Source organism: Tistrella sp. (assembly GCF_002684955.1).
GTDB lineage: Bacteria > Pseudomonadota > Alphaproteobacteria > Tistrellales > Tistrellaceae > Tistrella > Tistrella mobilis.
The window spans coordinates 1-15417 of sequence record NZ_NYWI01000053.1 but is presented as its reverse complement, the minus strand read 5'-3'; the positions used below and the strand labels follow the sequence as shown (position 1 = coordinate 15417).

18 protein-coding genes are annotated in these 15417 nt (G+C 68.8%); all 18 read right to left on the bottom strand.

Annotation, left to right across the window (positions count from 1 at the left end):
* Window positions 1-29: 29 nt before the first annotated feature.
* Window positions 30-737, bottom strand: a complete 708-nt coding sequence (locus tag CMO28_RS17450; protein WP_062763059.1) for an ABC transporter ATP-binding protein — start codon at window positions 735-737, stop codon at window positions 30-32.
* On the bottom strand, window positions 724-1500 hold the full coding sequence (locus tag CMO28_RS17445) for an ABC transporter ATP-binding protein (protein ID WP_296715591.1): 777 nt from the start codon (window positions 1498-1500) through the stop codon (window positions 724-726). Before CMO28_RS17445 ends, CMO28_RS17450 begins: the two co-directional genes overlap by 14 nt.
* The gene (locus CMO28_RS17440; protein ID WP_296715590.1) at window positions 1497-2540 is read right to left on the bottom strand and encodes a branched-chain amino acid ABC transporter permease; all 1044 of its coding nucleotides are present in this window, start codon (window positions 2538-2540) and stop codon (window positions 1497-1499) included. Before CMO28_RS17440 ends, CMO28_RS17445 begins: the two co-directional genes overlap by 4 nt.
* 4 nt (window positions 2541-2544) lie before the next feature.
* The gene (locus tag CMO28_RS17435) at window positions 2545-3405 is read right to left on the bottom strand and encodes a branched-chain amino acid ABC transporter permease (protein WP_014746607.1); all 861 of its coding nucleotides are present in this window, start codon (window positions 3403-3405) and stop codon (window positions 2545-2547) included.
* A 283-nt stretch (window positions 3406-3688) separates the two neighbouring features.
* A complete protein-coding gene (locus CMO28_RS17430) occupies window positions 3689-3865 on the bottom strand; it encodes an HNH endonuclease (RefSeq protein ID WP_296715589.1) in 177 nt (58 codons plus the stop codon).
* Window positions 3866-3990: 125 nt separating this feature from the next.
* Window positions 3991-4677 (bottom strand): ABC transporter permease, encoded by a 687-nt coding sequence (locus CMO28_RS17425; RefSeq protein ID WP_296715588.1) that lies wholly within the window; start codon window positions 4675-4677, stop codon window positions 3991-3993.
* A gap of 3 nt (window positions 4678-4680) precedes the next feature.
* Window positions 4681-5403 carry an ABC transporter permease gene (locus CMO28_RS17420; RefSeq protein WP_296715587.1) on the bottom strand — a complete coding sequence of 241 codons (723 nt, stop codon included), beginning with the start codon at window positions 5401-5403 and terminating at the stop codon, window positions 4681-4683.
* A gap of 140 nt (window positions 5404-5543) precedes the next feature.
* Window positions 5544-6317 carry an ABC transporter substrate-binding protein gene (locus CMO28_RS17415; protein WP_296715586.1) on the bottom strand — a complete coding sequence of 258 codons (774 nt, stop codon included), beginning with the start codon at window positions 6315-6317 and terminating at the stop codon, window positions 5544-5546.
* A gap of 197 nt (window positions 6318-6514) precedes the next feature.
* The gene (locus CMO28_RS17410) at window positions 6515-7036 is read right to left on the bottom strand and encodes a MarR family winged helix-turn-helix transcriptional regulator (RefSeq protein ID WP_062763070.1); all 522 of its coding nucleotides are present in this window, start codon (window positions 7034-7036) and stop codon (window positions 6515-6517) included.
* A gap of 137 nt (window positions 7037-7173) precedes the next feature.
* On the bottom strand, window positions 7174-7950 hold the full coding sequence (locus CMO28_RS17405; RefSeq protein WP_296715585.1) for an ABC transporter ATP-binding protein: 777 nt from the start codon (window positions 7948-7950) through the stop codon (window positions 7174-7176).
* Window positions 7951-8079: 129 nt separating this feature from the next.
* Window positions 8080-9504 (bottom strand): c-type cytochrome biogenesis protein CcmI, encoded by a 1425-nt coding sequence (gene ccmI / locus CMO28_RS17400; RefSeq protein WP_296715584.1) that lies wholly within the window; start codon window positions 9502-9504, stop codon window positions 8080-8082.
* Window positions 9501-10205, bottom strand: a complete 705-nt coding sequence (locus tag CMO28_RS17395; protein WP_231889352.1) for a cytochrome c-type biogenesis protein CcmH — start codon at window positions 10203-10205, stop codon at window positions 9501-9503. The genes ccmI and CMO28_RS17395 overlap by 4 nt, the downstream gene beginning before the upstream one ends.
* Window positions 10202-10738, bottom strand: a complete 537-nt coding sequence (locus tag CMO28_RS17390) for a DsbE family thiol:disulfide interchange protein (RefSeq protein ID WP_296715583.1) — start codon at window positions 10736-10738, stop codon at window positions 10202-10204. The genes CMO28_RS17395 and CMO28_RS17390 overlap by 4 nt, the downstream gene beginning before the upstream one ends.
* A 12-nt stretch (window positions 10739-10750) precedes the next feature.
* Window positions 10751-12766 (bottom strand): heme lyase CcmF/NrfE family subunit, encoded by a 2016-nt coding sequence (locus tag CMO28_RS17385; protein ID WP_296715581.1) that lies wholly within the window; start codon window positions 12764-12766, stop codon window positions 10751-10753.
* A complete protein-coding gene (gene ccmE / locus CMO28_RS17380) occupies window positions 12766-13326 on the bottom strand; it encodes a cytochrome c maturation protein CcmE (protein WP_014746596.1) in 561 nt (186 codons plus the stop codon). The genes CMO28_RS17385 and ccmE overlap by 1 nt, the downstream gene beginning before the upstream one ends.
* The gene (gene ccmD / locus CMO28_RS17375) at window positions 13310-13564 is read right to left on the bottom strand and encodes a heme exporter protein CcmD (protein WP_323755106.1); all 255 of its coding nucleotides are present in this window, start codon (window positions 13562-13564) and stop codon (window positions 13310-13312) included. Before ccmD ends, ccmE begins: the two co-directional genes overlap by 17 nt.
* A 196-nt stretch (window positions 13565-13760) precedes the next feature.
* On the bottom strand, window positions 13761-14489 hold the full coding sequence (locus tag CMO28_RS17370) for a heme ABC transporter permease (RefSeq protein ID WP_296715578.1): 729 nt from the start codon (window positions 14487-14489) through the stop codon (window positions 13761-13763).
* A 162-nt stretch (window positions 14490-14651) separates the two neighbouring features.
* A complete protein-coding gene (ccmB, locus tag CMO28_RS17365; protein WP_296715576.1) occupies window positions 14652-15341 on the bottom strand; it encodes a heme exporter protein CcmB in 690 nt (229 codons plus the stop codon).
* Window positions 15342-15417 lie beyond the last annotated feature (76 nt).

The following is a 15417-nucleotide window of genomic DNA, read 5'->3' as shown; positions in this document are numbered from 1 at the left end:
GCAATTCGAGCGTCGTCGTCCTGTCTGCGTCAGGCGCCGACATAGGCGCGGCGGACCTCGTCGTCGGACATCAGCGCCTCGCGCGTGCCCTCGGTGGTGATGTGGCCGGTCTCGATCACATAGCCGCGGTCGGCGATGGCGAGAGCGGCATGGGCGTTCTGTTCGGCAAGCAGCACCGTGGTGCCGCTGCGGCAGATCTCGGCCGCCGCGTCCAGCACCTGGCGGACCACCAGCGGTGCCAGGCCCAGCGTCGGTTCGTCGAGCATCAGCAGGCGCGGCCGGCCCATCAGGGCGCGGCCGATCGCCACCATCTGCTGCTGCCCGCCCGACAGCGAGCCGGCCGGCTGGTCGGCCTTCTCCACCAGAATCGGGAACAGTTCGTGGACCCGGGCGAGGGTGCGGGCGACGGCGGCCTGGTCGCCGCGGCAGGTATAGGCGCCGAGCATCAGGTTCTTGGCGACCGACAGATCGGGGAACAGCCGCCGGCCTTCGGGGCAGTGGGCGATGCCCCGGGCCACGATCTTTGCCGGCGCCGCTTTGGAAATGTCGTCGCCATCGAAGACGATCCGGCCGCGGGTGACACGGTGCAGCCCGCTGATCGTGCGGAACAGCGTGCTTTTGCCGGCGCCGTTGGCGCCGAGCAGCACCACCAGCTCCCCCTGACCCACCGTGATCGAGATGTCCTGCAGCACCCGGAAGGCGCCGTACTGGACCGAAACCCCGTCAAGCGTGAGCATGGGCGTCGCTCCCCAGATAGGCGGTGATCACCGCATCGTCGGTGCGGATCTGGTCGGGCGTGCCCTCGGCGATCTTGCGGCCGTGATGCAGCACCATGATCCGGTCGCAGAGCCCCATCACCATCTTCATCTTGTGCTCGATCAGGCAGACGGTGACCCCGGCCTCGGCGATGCGCCGGATCAGCCGGCCCAGATCATCGGTCTCTTCCGGATTGATGCCGGCGGCGGGCTCGTCGAGCAGCAGCAGCCGGGGGCCGCCGACCAGGCCGAGCGCAATCGCGGCGCGCTTCTGCTGTTCCTGGCTGATCAGCCCGGCCGGGCGGTGGGCGACATCGGCAAGGCCAACGAAATCCAGCGCTTCCATCGCCCGCATGCGGGCCTCGGCGATCTCGCGGCGCTCGCGCGGGCTTGCGATCAGGGCATCGAGCAGCCCTGCCCGGGTGCGGTGGCGATAGCCCACGATCACATTCTCGAGCACGCTCGCCTCGGCGAAAAGATGCGTGGTCTGAAAGGTGCGGGCCATGCCGCGCGGCGGCATGTCGTGGGTGCGCAGCCGGGTGACGTCCTCGCCGCGGAAGGTGATGGTGCCCGAGGACGATCGGTAGAACAGGCTGATCAGGTTGAAGAAGGTCGACTTGCCGGCGCCGTTGGGGCCGATGATGCCAGTGATGCCGCCTTCCTCGACGGCAAAATCCACATCACCCACCGCAACGAGGCCGCCGAAGGCCTTGGTGAGGCCGCGGGTTTCCAGGATGGCGGTCATGGACGGACGGTCTCCCCGGTCTGGCCGCGGACGGGGGCGGCGCTGCGCGGGCGCGGCCGGTCGGGCATCAGGCGGTGCAGGATCAGACTGGCGGCACCGGCGATGCCATAGGGCATGAAGATCACCAGTGCGATCAGCGCCGGGCCGAAGGCCAGCATCTGGTACTGCTGGAAGGCCTGCAGGAACTGGGTGAGGGTGTAGACCAGCAGCGTGCCGATCAGCGGCCCCGAGATCGAGGCGATCCCGCCCAGCAGCACGTAGAGCAGCATGTTGAAGGTGATGTCGACCGAGGCGATGTCGGGGCCGAGGAAGCCGATGAAGCTGGAATAAAGCCCCCCCGCCACACCGGCATAGATGCAGGCCATGGTGAAGGCCAGCCGCTTGGCCGACATCACGTCGATGCCGGATGCCGAGGCGAGCGGCTCGCTCATCCGCACCGCGAGCAGGGTGCGGCCGAAAAGCGACGACTTGATCCGCCAGGCGCAGAGCATGGCGAGCAGCAGGAAGCCCGCGGTCAGGTAATAGCGCGAGGTGAAGTCGTCGAAGGTGATCGGCCCGATCGGGCTGGGGCCCGGAATGCCGACCACGCCGATCGGGCCGTTGGTCAGGCTCTCCCACTTGTCGAGCACCTGGTAGATGATCATGCCGACGGCGAGGGTGAAGATGGCGAGGTAGTGGCCCTTGGCACGCAGGCAGATGCTGCCGACCACGAAGCCGATCGCCCCGGTGACCAGAATGGCGACCACCAGCGACGGCCAGAAGGGCCAGCCCAAATCGGTGGTGAGCAGGGCCACGGCATAGGCGCCGATGCCGAAGAAACCGGCATGGCCGAGCGAGAGCAGCCCGGTATAGCCGAGCGCGATGTTGAGCCCGTAGGCGCCGATGGCGAAGATGAAGCCGGTCAGCACCACCTGCATGTGATAGGGGTTGGTGACGACCAGGGGCAGGGCCAGCACGGCCACAAGGAACAGGCCGAGCCAGACCCGGGTGACCAGCCGGCGCCGAGGGTTGACCGGCGGGCGGGGATCGAGACGTGTCATGGCCTCAGGCCCCCTTCGCGAACAGGCCGGAGGGACGAACGGTCAGCACGAGCGCCAGGATCGCGAAGGCGATCAGATCCTGATAGTCGGTCGCGAGATAGGTGCCGCCCAGGCTTTCGGCGAGGGCGAGGCCATAACCGCAGACGATGGCGCCGGCCACACTGCCCATGCCGCCGATCACCACGATCACGAAGGCCTTGAGGCCCACGACCAGCCCCATGGAGGGCGAGATCAGGTTGATGGGTGCGATCAGTGCCGCAGCAGCCGCGGCGAGGCCGGCGGAGAGCGCGAAGGTGATCATCGAGATCCGCTCGGGATCGATGCCGACCAGCTGCGCGCCCACCCGGTCCTGCGACACCGCTTCGATCGCAGCACCGAGGGCGGTGCGCTTCAGGAACAGGAACAGCACCGCCATCAGCCCCATGCCGGCGACGATGAGGATCAGCTTCTGTTCGGTGACCGTGGTGCCCCAGAGATCGACGACCGCACCATAGGGCGAGGGCAGCCGGCGGAAATCCGCCCCCCAGACCAGCTGCGCGAAGGCCTCGAGGAACAGCATCAACCCCACGGCCGCAATCATCATGTTCACATGGGGGGCGTGACGCAGTGGCCGGAAGGCCAGCCTTTCGACCAGGATGCCGACCACGGCGAGGGCGGCCACCGCCAGCACCATGCCGATCCAGTAGTGCAGGTCCAGCCCGGTCACGGCGGCAAAGGTGACATAGGCGCCCAGCATATAGAGATGCCCGTGGGCGAAGTTCGGGATCTCCATCGTTCCGTAGATCAGTGTCACGCCAAGGGCCACAAGGCTGTAGACACTGCCCAAGACCAGACCATTCATGACCTGTTGGGCAAACAGCTCCATCGCGCGCATCCCTCCCAGGGTGTACCCGGCAGGCCTCGGGTGGTGGCGGCTGCGTGGCGCGCGCACGTCTTCCCGGCCCTCCGGTGGCCGGGCGCGAAACACGCCGGCCATTTGTCCCGGAAGCTTAGCGACGGATTTTCATCTCGGTCAAACGTCTAATTGAAATAGATGTCCATGGCGAAATTCTGCATTGCACAAAAATTTCGCGCTCGGTGATCAGATCGGCGCAGGATTGCGCGGCTCGTGGGCGGACATGCAGCGCAATATGTCTCGGAGACCGATGTCAGCGCCGGCGTCGGCTGCGGCCGTGGCGGCCCGGCAGTTCGGGCCAGTCGACCAGCTCCGGCGGCCGCTTCGCGATCCAGCGCAGGAAGCCCTGCATCTCGGGCGCGGTCCGCAGCGCCTCGGCGGTGTTCAGGTCGCGGGCCAGGCGCTTCTCGTCGAACAGGCGGTGGATCATGCGATGGCAGATCCGGTGCAGCACGGCCTGTTCGCGCCCGCCTTCCGAGACCGGCACCCAGTGGTGCCGGTCGGTGGCCGCCGCCAGATCGGGCAGCGGCCGGCGGCAGATGGGGCAGATCGGGGTCAGCGGCGGGCCATGTGGCGGTTGAGCCGGGCCTCCACACGGGCGAAGACGCGGGTCAGCAGCAGGGTGATGACGAGATAGATCACCCCGGCGGCCAGGAACAGTTCAGTCACGGCGAAGGTCCGCGAGATCAGGGTACGGGTGACCCCCATCAGGTCGAGGATGGTGATGGTGCTGGCGAGCGCACTCGCCTTGATCATCAGGATCACCTCGTTGCTATAGGCCGGGAAGCCGTAGCGGATCGCGATCGGCAGGATGATCCGGCGGAAGGTGAGCGCCCGGCTCATGCCCAGCGCCTGGGCCGCCTCGATCTGGCCGCGGGGCACGGCCTGGATGGCGCCGCGCAGGATTTCCGCGGTATAGCCGCTGGTGTTGAGCGCGAAGGCGATGATCGCGCACCAATAGGGCTCCCGCAGGATCGGCCACAGAAAGCTGCTGCGGATCGCCGGAAACTGCGACAGGCCGTAATAGATCAGGAACAGCTGCACCAGCAGCGGCGTGCCGCGGAAGAAGAAGATGTAGCCGCGACCGAACCAGGCGAGCAGCGGGTTCTGCGAGATGCGCGCCATGGCGACCACCAGGGCGAGGGCCGCGCCGATGAGGAGCGCCAGGGCGACGAGCTGGAAGGTGGTGCCCAGACCGCCGGCCAGCCGCTCCCAATTGTCGAAGATGACTTCCCACCGCATCGCTCAGGCCCTCGCGCCGGTGGCGGGCGCCGGTGCCGCGCGCCGGCCGGTGCCGCGGGCGGCCCAGCGTTCCATGCGGGCGATGCCGATCTCGGCGATCAGGGTGAAGAACAGATAGATGAGTGCCGCGGCGAAGAAGAAGGTAAAGGGCTCCCGCGTGGCGCCGGCGGCGACATGGGCCTTGCGCATCAGCTCGTCGAGCGCCACCACCGACACCAGGGAGGTATCCTTCATCATCACCAGCAGCAGATTGCCGAGGCCCGGCAGGGCCAGCCGCCAGACCTGCGGCAGGACGATGCGCCGGAAGGTCAGGCGCGGGCTCATGCCCAGCGCCCGGGCGGCTTCGATCTGGCCCTTGGGCAGGGCCGCAAGCGCGCCGCGGAACACCTCGGTCGCATAGGCGCCATAGGCGAGGCCCAGCGCCACCACACCGGCGACGAAGGGGCTGACCGAAACCTGGGTCTGGGCGCCGGCGGCGGTGAGGGCGTTGTTCACGATCACCGGCAGGGCGAAGAACACGAACAACACCACCAGCAGCTCGGGAATGCCGCGGATGACGGTGGTATAGGTCTGGCCGATGCCGCGCAGAACCCGCGACCGGCTGGATTTGGCAAGAGCGCCCGCAAGGCCCAGCACCAGCCCCAGCGCCAGCGAAGGCGGGATCAGGGCCAGCGTGATTGCCGCCCCCTCGATCAGCAGGCCGCCATAGCCTTTGAAGTCGAACATCGAAGCGGGACCGTTCCCTGAAAGCGGTGCATCGTCCCGGCGTCAGGCCGATGCCATCGAACCGCGAAGGCCGGGACATCGCTGCCCCGGCCATCCGACGGTTCCGGTCGACAGGCCCCGGCCATGGGCCGGGCAGGCGGTCAGTCGCCGTAGATGTCGAAGTTGAACCACTTGTCGTTGATCTGCTTGAAGGTCCCGTCGGCGCGGATCGCGGCGATCGCCTCGTTGAACTTCGTCACGAGCGCGGTATCGCCCTTGCGGACCGCAACGCCGATGCCTTCGCCGTACCACTTCGGATCGGCAACCGGCTTGCCCACGAAGTGGAAGCCCTGGCCGTCGCTGGTTTTCAGCCAGTCACCCAGGATCGGCTGGTCGGCAAGCGTGAGGTCGGCGCGGCCCGACACCATGTCCAGATTGGCCTGGTCCTGGGTGTCGTAGAGCCGGATATCACTGTCCTTGTAGTTGTCTTCCAGATAGGTGACGTGGGTCGTCGACCGCTGGACGGCGATCACCTTGCCGGCCAGCGCCTTGGGCGAGGTGTCGTCATAGGTCTTGTCCTTCGGCGCCACGAACTGGCCGGCCGACAGGGCGTACTTGCTCGAGAAGTCCACCGACTGCTTGCGATCCTCGGTGATCGACATCGCCGCGATGATCGCATCGTATTTGTTGGCGAGCAGGCCCGGAATGATGCCGTCCCAATCCTGGGCGACGATCTCGCACTCCGCCTTCATCTTTGCGCAGAGGGCATTGGCGATGTCGACGTCGAAGCCGTCGAGCTTGCCCTGCTCGTTCACGAAGTTGAACGGGGGATAGGCACCCTCGGTCGCGATGCGGATCTTGTCGGCCGCGGCAGCACTGCCGGTGGCCAGCCCCAGTCCGATGACGGCGGCGCTCAGGATACGGAAAATGCCCACGTGTCGATCTCCCTCGACGATACTCGATCCTTCCGCACCGCCCGGGACCGGCCTTCAGGCACGGCCCACCGGCTCCCCCGAACCGGCGGCCGGACCCTGGGGGCCCGCCGCTGACGGATGCGGTATTGCTAAGATCTAGTAAAGCCGGGCCGCAGGGGCCGGTTCAACGACAAAACGCGGGCAAGGCCTGTGAAACGTCAGGATGCGTGGGCAGTGGCCCCATGCTCGTGATGGGCGCGACCGGCAACCCGCATCGCGGGGCGATCGATCTGGCCAAGCCGGGTCGGGTCGGCCGCCAGAACCTCCATGACCTGCCGCCAGGCTTCCGCAGCACCGGGGCCGACGGCCGCGAAGGCCTTGTCGAGATAGCCGGTCTGCAGGGCCGACAGCCGGGCTTCGAGCTTCGCGCCTTCGTCGCTGAGCCGCACATTCAGCATCCGCCGGTTCGACGGCACCGGCGTCAGCAGAACCAGCCCCTGATCCAGCAGCTGGCGCATCGGCCGATGCAGCGCCTGACGCGATACCCTGAGCTTGTCCAGCAGGTCGGTCAGTGTCATGTCGGGGCCCCCATGCCCCACGAAATACAGAATCCGATGGTGCGACCGGTTCAGCCCCCGTTCGGCCAGAATGCGATCAGGTTCCTCGACGAGGAAGCGAAACGCGAAGTGGAACAATTCCAGATCACGATCGTTGCTGCCGCCCTCAGTGCAGGATGCCATCAGCTTTGCTCCATGCGCTCGTTATGTTTCTTGCGCAACTGTTTTCGGGCAGATCATGAAGCGACATGCCTGATCAGTCACGACCTGTACACAAGATATAACACGAGAGTTAACTATGTGTATCCGGCGCTCCAGAATTATCGCAGCCGGCTTGCAAGAAACTGACGACAACGGTCGTTGACTGGGTTTTCGAAGACCTGTTCAGGGGGGCCGTCTTCGGCGATGACCCCCTGGTCGAAGAACGCGACCCGCGAAGACACCTCCCGCGCAAAGCCCATCTCATGCGTGACGATCAACATCGTCCGGCCTTCTTCGGCAAGACTGCGAATGACACGCAGTACTTCGCCGACCAGTTCGGGATCGAGTGCCGAGGTCGGCTCGTCGAACAGCATCACGCGCGGGTCCATGGCCAGCGCTCGGGCGATGGCCGCGCGCTGCTGCTGGCCGCCTGAAAGTTCCGCAGGATAGTGCCCGGTCTTGTCGCCGATGCCGACCTTCTCGAGCAGGCGGCGGGCGGTATCGGCGGCCTCGTCGCGGGGGCGGCCGAGCACATGGACCGGCGCCTCGGTCACGTTCTCGAGCACCGTCAGATGGGGCCAGAGATTGAAGCTCTGGAACACCATGCCCAGCCGGGCGCGGATTCTGTCGAGCTGGCGCGGATCGGCCGGCTCCATGCCGCCGCTGCGTGCCGGCTTCAGGCGGATCTCCTCGCCATCGACCCGGACGACGCCCTGATCGGGCATTTCCAGCATGTTGATGCAGCGCAGGAAGGTGCTCTTCCCCGATCCGCTGCTGCCGATGATCGAGATCACATCGCCTTCGGCCGCCTGGAGAGAGACCCCCTTCACCACCTCCAGATCACCGAAGCGCTTGTGCAGGCGCTCCACCTCCAGCGCCCAGCGTGTCGTCGTCATGTGCCCCCTTCATGGCCGCCGCCGGCCGTTCTGGTTTCGCCGCCCCCCGCCGCCCCTTCGGACGAGGCCTGTCTCTGGGACGGGATTATGACGGGCGGGCGGCCCGGAGGAAACCGGCAGTGGCGCCGATCAGTCGGCAGGTGGCGGCACGTCGCCGGTGGTGTCGTCGAGTGCGGTGATCCGGGCCTCGACCTGACGCCGGTCGGGCGAGTCCGCGGGCAGCACGTCCAGCAGGCGATGCCACAGGCTGCGGGCCTGATCCAGCTCGCCGTCGCGGGCATGGACCTCGCCCCCCAGCCAGAGCGCCATGTCGTGTTCGGGCGCCAGCGCCAGCGCCCGGTCGCGGGCGGCACGGGCGGCGGTGATGATCCGCGGGTCGAGGTCGCCGTCGTCCGGAACCTCGACCCGTGCCTGCATCAGAGCGAGCTGCAGGTCCATCACCCGCGGATTGGCTTCGGCGCCGCGGGCAAGGGCAGCGCGCGCCGCCGCCGGATCACCGAGAACGGTGTAGGAGCGGGCGAGACGCAGCCAGCCGTCGGGGTCCTCGGGCGCGTTTTCCAGGCGCGAGGCCAGCCCCTGAACCATGCCGCGGATCATTTCGGCCTGGGCGGGCGGCACGGCCATGCCGCCGGGGGCCTCTGCGGCCTCGCCCGGGCTGCGCCAGCTTTCGGGGATGAGGCCTGCGACCGGCCGGCCCAGATCGCCGGCGGCGCGGCGGATCTGACGTTCCAGCTCGGCCCGCCACGGGGCGTCGGCGGGGGTGTCGGCGGCAAGCGCCACCCAACGTTCCAGCGCCTCGGCAATCCGGCCGCCCTGGGCATCGGCAAGGCCCAGATAATAGCGGGCAGCGGCATTGCCGGGATCGCGGGCGACGGCACGGTCGAACAGCACCCGGGCATGCTCGTCGACCTGTCCGCCGCGGGCGATGACCTCGGCGGCGGCGGCGCTGGTCAGCAGGTCGACGTCATCGGGGGCCAGGGCCAGCGCCCGGGCGAAGGCGCGGGCGGCCTCGTCATGGCGCCCCAGGCTGCTCAGCGCGCGGCCGAGCAGGGTCCAGCCACGGGGGTCCTCGCTGTCGGCGCCTTCAAGTTTGGTCGCAAGCTCTTCGGCCAGCTTCGCCAGATCGGCATCGCTCGCCCGGGCAAGCGGCCGTTCCGCCGCCGGATGGTCGGGCAGGCCGGGCTGGCCCAGACGCAGATAGACGCCGACGGCGATCATCGGCACCAGCAGGATCAGGATCGCCGCCAGGCGGTTGGCCCGGCGTCGTTCCTTGCGGCCTGAAGGCGCATGATGCGGTTCCGCCCCGCGGGCGGCATCGGCGGCAAGCAGCCGGCGCTGGATCTCGAGCCGCGCGGCCGTCGCCTCCTCGGCCGTCAGCCGGCCCTGGGCGAGTTCGGTATCGACCTCGGCCAGCTGATGGCGGTAGATCGCGATGTCCCCCAGCCGGGCGGCCCCGCGTTCGCGGGCGCGACCTTTCAGCACCGGCAGCAGCAGCACGGTCAGGGCAAGCAGGGTGACCAGGGCGATGACCGCCCAGAACCAGAGACCGGTCATGTCTGGGGGCGTCCGTCCTTGGGCGGCGTGTCGTCTTCGTCGGATCCGGAGGCATCGGGGGCGCCGTCATCCGCGCCGGCCGCCCGGGTCTTGTCCGGTGCCGGATCGAAGACCTCGTCCGTGCCGGATGGGGCGGGACCGGTTTCGTCGAGCAGCCGGGCCAGGCGCCAGGCCTCGTCGTCGTCGAGCGGGCGGGCGAAGCCATCCTCGGCGGCGCGGGCGGCATAGGCGCGGCGCTGGCGGCGGATGAAGCCGATCGCGATCGCAGCCCCGATCAGCAGGGCCAGCGCCGGGGCGCCCCAAAGCAGATAGGTGGTCGACTTGACCGGCGGCCGCATCAGAATCCAGTCGCCATAGCGGTCGACCATGAAGGTCAGAATGTCGTCGCGGCTGCGGCCGGCCGCCACCTGCTCGCGCACAACCTGACGCAGGTCGCGGGCCAGCTCGGCATTGCTGTCCTCGATCGACTGGTTCTGGCAGACCAGGCAGCGCAGTTCCTTCGAGATCTCGCGCGCCCGGCGTTCTTCGGCCGGGTCGGCCAGCGGAACCTCGGGCTGGGCGAGCGGGCCGGGGGCCACGCTGCCGGGGGCCGGCATTTCCTGGGGCGCACGCTGTGCCGGGGCGTCAGTCTGCTGGGCCAGCACCTGCGGGGCGGAGACGACCAGCAGGGCGGCGATCGCGAGGCAGGCCGCGCGGGTCATTCGGCCGCCTCCTTCAGCAGCGGACGGATGCGGTCTTCCAGCGCCTCTTCGGTCAGCACGCCGATATGCTGGGCCAGGATGCGACCCCGGCCGTCGACCACGAAGGTTTCCGGCACGCCCGAAATGCCGAACTCGATGCCGGTCCGGCCGTCGATATCGGCACCGATGCGGGTATAGGGGTCGCCATGGCGGTCCAGCCAGCGGCGGGCATCCTCGGGCCGGTCCTTGTAGTTGATCCCGACGATGCGCACGCCTTCTTCGCGGGCCATCTTCATCAGCAGCGGGTGTTCGGCCAGGCAGGGGACACACCAGGACGCGAAGAAATTGACCAGCACCGGCCGGCCGTCAGCCAGATCTGCCGCGGCGAGCCCCTGCTCCCGACCCTCGATCGGCCTGAGCGCGAAGGCCGGAACCGGCTTGTCGATCCGGCCCGAGGGCACGGCCCGGGGGTCGAGGTCGAGCCCGGTAAGAAACACCCCGGCCAGTGCCAGGAACACCAGCACCGGCAGGACGTAGATCAGACGCTTCAGCATCGGCGCGGCCACTCACTCGGCGGGGGCGGGGGGCAGGGAGCCGGTGGTCTGCGGGGTCCGGGCGCGGCGCGGCGCCCCGACCCTGAGGCGCCGGTCGCTCAGCGATATCATGCCGCCGAGTGCCATGACCAGCGCGCCGCCCCAGATCCAGGGCGTCAGCGGGTTGTGATAGAGCCGGAAGCTCCATCTGCCGTCGACCGGCTCGGCACCCGCCAGGGCCACATAGACGTCGGCGATGCCGTTGGTCCGGATGGCGGCCTCGGTGGTGGTGGTGCCCTGGGCGGGATAGAAGCGGATCTCCGGGCTGAGCTTCGCCACCGCCCGCGCGCCCGGCCCGTCGCCCGACATCAGGCGCAGATCGCCCATGGTGCTGCGGTAGTTGGGCCCCGGCTGCTGGGTGACGCCGCGGAATTCGACCACCCGGCCGCCGATCTCGGCGCGCTCGCCGGGGGCGAGCGTCACGGTCTTTTCGGCCTGCCAGATCGACGCGCCGGTGATGCCGAGCACCAGAATGCCGACGCCCAGATGGGCGACCGCCGTGCCCCAGGCGGCGCGCGGCAGATTGCGGGCACGGCGCCAGGCGGTGCCGGCACCTTTCGCGATCTGGATGCGCTCTGCGACATCGGCCAGGCTGGCGGCCACCAGCCAGACGCCGAGCATCAGGCCGAGCGCGCCGAGTGCACCATCGACCGAGATGCCGCCGACGAAGAACCCGGCCGCCGCGGCAAGCAGGGCCGCGACCATGGCGAAGCGCAGTCGCTGGAGCACGGCCCCCAGATCGCCACGCTTCCAGGCCAGCGAAGGGCCCATACCGGCCACGATCAGCAGCGGCACCGCCAGCGGCACGACCGTGGCATCGAAGAAGGGCGGGCCCACGGTGACCTTGGCGCCGGCGAAGGCATCCAGGAACAGCGGATAGAGCGTGCCGATCAGCACGGTGGCGGCCAGAGCCGACAGCAGCAGGTTGTTGACCACCAGCCCGCTTTCGCGGCTGACCGGGGCGAACAGCCCGCCGGGTTTCAGCGTCGGCGCCCGCCAGGCATAGAGGGTGAGACCGCCGCCCACCACCACGCACATGAAGCCGAGCACGAAGACGCCGCGGGTGGGGTCGCTCGCGAAGGCGTGGACCGAAGTGATGACGCCCGAGCGGACCAGGAAAGTGCCGAGCAGGCTGAGCGAGAAGGTCAGGATCGCGAGCAGGATGGTCCAGGATTTCAGCGTGTCGCGCTTCTCGACCACGATCGCGGAATGCAGAAGGGCGGTGCCAGCCAGCCAGGGCATCAGCGAGGCGTTTTCGACCGGATCCCAGAACCACCAGCCGCCCCAGCCGAGCTCGTAATAGGCCCACCACGAGCCGAGCGCGATGCCGATCGTCAGGAACACCCAGGCCGCCAGCGTCCAGGGCCTGACCCAGCGCGCCCAGGCGGCATCGACCTTGCCTTCGATCAGGGCTGCGATTGCGAAGGCGAACGCGATCGAGAAGCCGACATAGCCGAGATAGAGGAAGGGCGGATGGAAGGCGAGGCCGGGGTCCTGGAGCAGCGGGTTGAGGTCGCGCCCCTCTGCCGGCGGCGGCATCAGCCGGTCGAAGGGGTTGGAGGTCAGCAGCATGAACAGCAGGAAGCCGATCGCGATCATGCCCTGGACCGCAAGCACCCGCGCCCGAAGCGAGGGCGGCAGATTGCGGCCGAACAGCGCCACCGCGCCGCCGTAAAGGGCCAGGATCGTGGCCCAGAGCAGAAGCGAGCCCTCGTGATTGCCCCAGACGCCGGTGATCTTGTAGAGCAGCGGCTTGGCGGTGTGGGAATTGGCCGCGACCAGCAGCACCGAAAAATCGCTCTGGACGAAGGCGACGGTCAGGGCCGCAAAGGCGCCCAGGATCGACAGCATCTGGTCCATGGCCGCCCCGCGGCCGGCGGCCATCAGCGCCGCATCGCCGCGCGCGGCCCCGATCAGCGGCACCACCGCCTGGACGATGGCCATGGCGAGCGCCAGGACCAGGAGGTAGTGGCCGAGTTCGGCGATCATCAGCTGGGATCCCCGCTGCCGGTCTTCAGAAGCTTCTGGTGGCTGCCTTCGGGCGTGCCTTCGCCGTGCCAGGTGCCGGCACGCTTCATGGCGTCGACCACCTCGGGCGGCATATAGGTCTCGTCATGCTTGGCCAGAACCTGTTCGGCGGTCACGGTGCCGTCGGGTTCCAGCCGGCCTTCGGCGACGATGCCCTGGCCTTCGCGGAACAGATCGGGCAGCAGGCCGTCATAATGGATGACCAGGGTCTTGGCACCGTCCGAGACGGTGAAGGCGACATTGGTGCCGGGGCCGCGGATCACGCTGCCCGCCTCGACCAGGCCGCCGACCCGAAGCCGGGTGCCTGGTTCCACCTGCTTCGCCTGAATGTCGCTCGGGCTGTAGAAGAACAGCAGATTGTCGCGGAAGGCGCCCAGAACCAGGGCGACCGCCACGGCGACCAGCAGCAGGATGCCACCCAGCGCATACATCCGGCGACGCTTGCGGTTGAAGCGCCGGGGGGCAGGCGTGCGGGCGGCGGTGCCGCGTCCGGCGGCGGAAGCTTCAGGCGCGGGCGGCATCGTCGGTGGCTCCGTCGGTGCGGGCGGCGGTGCCCGGTGCGGAAGGGGCGGGGCGGCGGCGGCGTGCGCGCCGGTCCAGCCCCAGCGCCTCGAGCCGGGCCAGGCGGGCCTCGGCGCGGCGTAGCGCCACGCGGGCCTGCAGCCACACCCCCGCCAGCACCACAAGGGCGAAGCCGAAGGAGGGCCACACATAGGCGGCATAGCCGCCCATCGCCAGGAAGGTTTCGAGGTCGTTCACCGCCGTCATGTCCTCAACAATGATCGTCGTCCGGCGGGCCCGGCGCGATCTTGCGCAACAGATAGTGTCAGGCCGGGGCCCGCGTCCAGTGCTGCGGCAGGCTTGCGCCGCTATGTCGCGGAAGTTGCGTGACAAAAATCCGCGGGGGTCGGGCCTGTTCCGGTCTTTTGCCTGTTCCGGTTATCTACTGTTCCCGTCACTCGGCGCGGCCGAGCGCCGCCTGCATCTCCAGGCTGCGCGCCCGGCGTTCCAGAAGTTCCGTCCGCGCGCGCAGGCAGACGATCGCCACGAAGATCAGCGTGAAGCCCAGCGCCATCGCCAGCAGCGGCCAGAGCATGGACGGGTGGATCGAGGGTGCATCGAGCTTCGAGATCGTCGCCGGCTGGTGCAGCGTGTTCCACCAGTCGACCGAAAACTTGATGATCGGCAGGTTGACCACGCCCACCACCGCCAGGATGGCCGCCGCCTTGGCACCGCGTTCGGGCGCATCGAAGGCGTCGCGCAGCACCATATAGCCCAGATACAGGAAGAACAGCAGCAGCACCGAGGTCAGCCGCGCATCCCAGACCCACCAGGTGCCCCACATCGGCTGGCCCCAAAGCGAGCCTGTGACCAGCGCGATGGCGGTGAAGGCGGCCCCCGCCGGCGCGATCGCCTTGGCGGTGACGTCGGCCACGCCATGGCGCCAGATCAGGTAGACCGCACTCGAGACCGCGAGGCCGGCATAGGAGAACATCGCCATCCAGGCTGCCGGCACATGGACATACATGATCCGGAAGCTTTCGCCCTGCTGATAGTCGGGCGGCGCCACGAACAGGCCGAGATAGAGCCCGACCAGAATCAGCGCCAGCCCCGCCAGCCCGGCCGGGCGGCGGACGCGGTCGACGATGCGGCCATAGAGAGTGGGATTGGCGTAGCGATGCATCGCGGACGGGACCCCGCCGGCTGAAGGAAGAGATGGAACACGGGTTCCGGAACCCGCACCCGCGAGGAGGTGCACGCCTAGCGGCCGGGCGTCAAGCCTTGCCGGGCCTGCGCGACCATCGGACGCGGTCCGGAACGCCCAAGTGTCGCGCGCAGACCCCGATCAGTCCAGCCCCGCGCGCAACCCGGCAGCCGCGGCCAGCGGTGCCAGGGCGAGGGCAAGCACTGAACCCGCGGCAAGCAGCATCAGATGCGGCCCCATGGGCAGGCCGTTCGCCGCCGCTTCGACCGCGCCGACCCCGAAGATCAGCACCGGAACATAGAGCGGCAGCAGCAGCAGCGGCATCAGCGCCGCCCCCCGCCGGGCGCCCAGGGTGAGGGCGGCACCGATCGCGCCGATCAGCGACAGGGCCGGCGTGCCGAGGGCGAGCGAGGCCATCAGGGCGGGGACCAGCCGCAGCTCCGCCTGCAGCATGATCGCGACCAGCGGTGCCATCAGGATCAGCGGCAGGCCCGTGGTCAGCCAGTGGGCCGCGGTCTTGGCCAGCACCACGACCGCGAGCGGCGCGGGGGAGAGGGCCAGACCTTCGAGCGCCCCGTCATTGCGGTCGGCATCGAACAGCCGGTCGAGCGAGAGCAGCACGGCAAGCAGCGCCGATGCCCAGACCACACCCGAGGCGATCCGCGCCAGCACCTGCGGGCCGGGGCCCACACCCAGCGGGAAGAGGGTGGCCGCCACCACGAAGAAGGCGAGCACGGCCACGACATCGCCGGACCGGCCGGCGGTGCGGGCGAGATCGCGGATCAGGATGGCGCTGAAGGTGCCGGCCAGGCTTGTATGAATTCCACTCATCGGGCCGTCTCCTGGTAGGATGTTTGGCCTGATAGCCGGGAGAGGGTCGCCGCGTTGCGCTCGAAGGATGATCTTC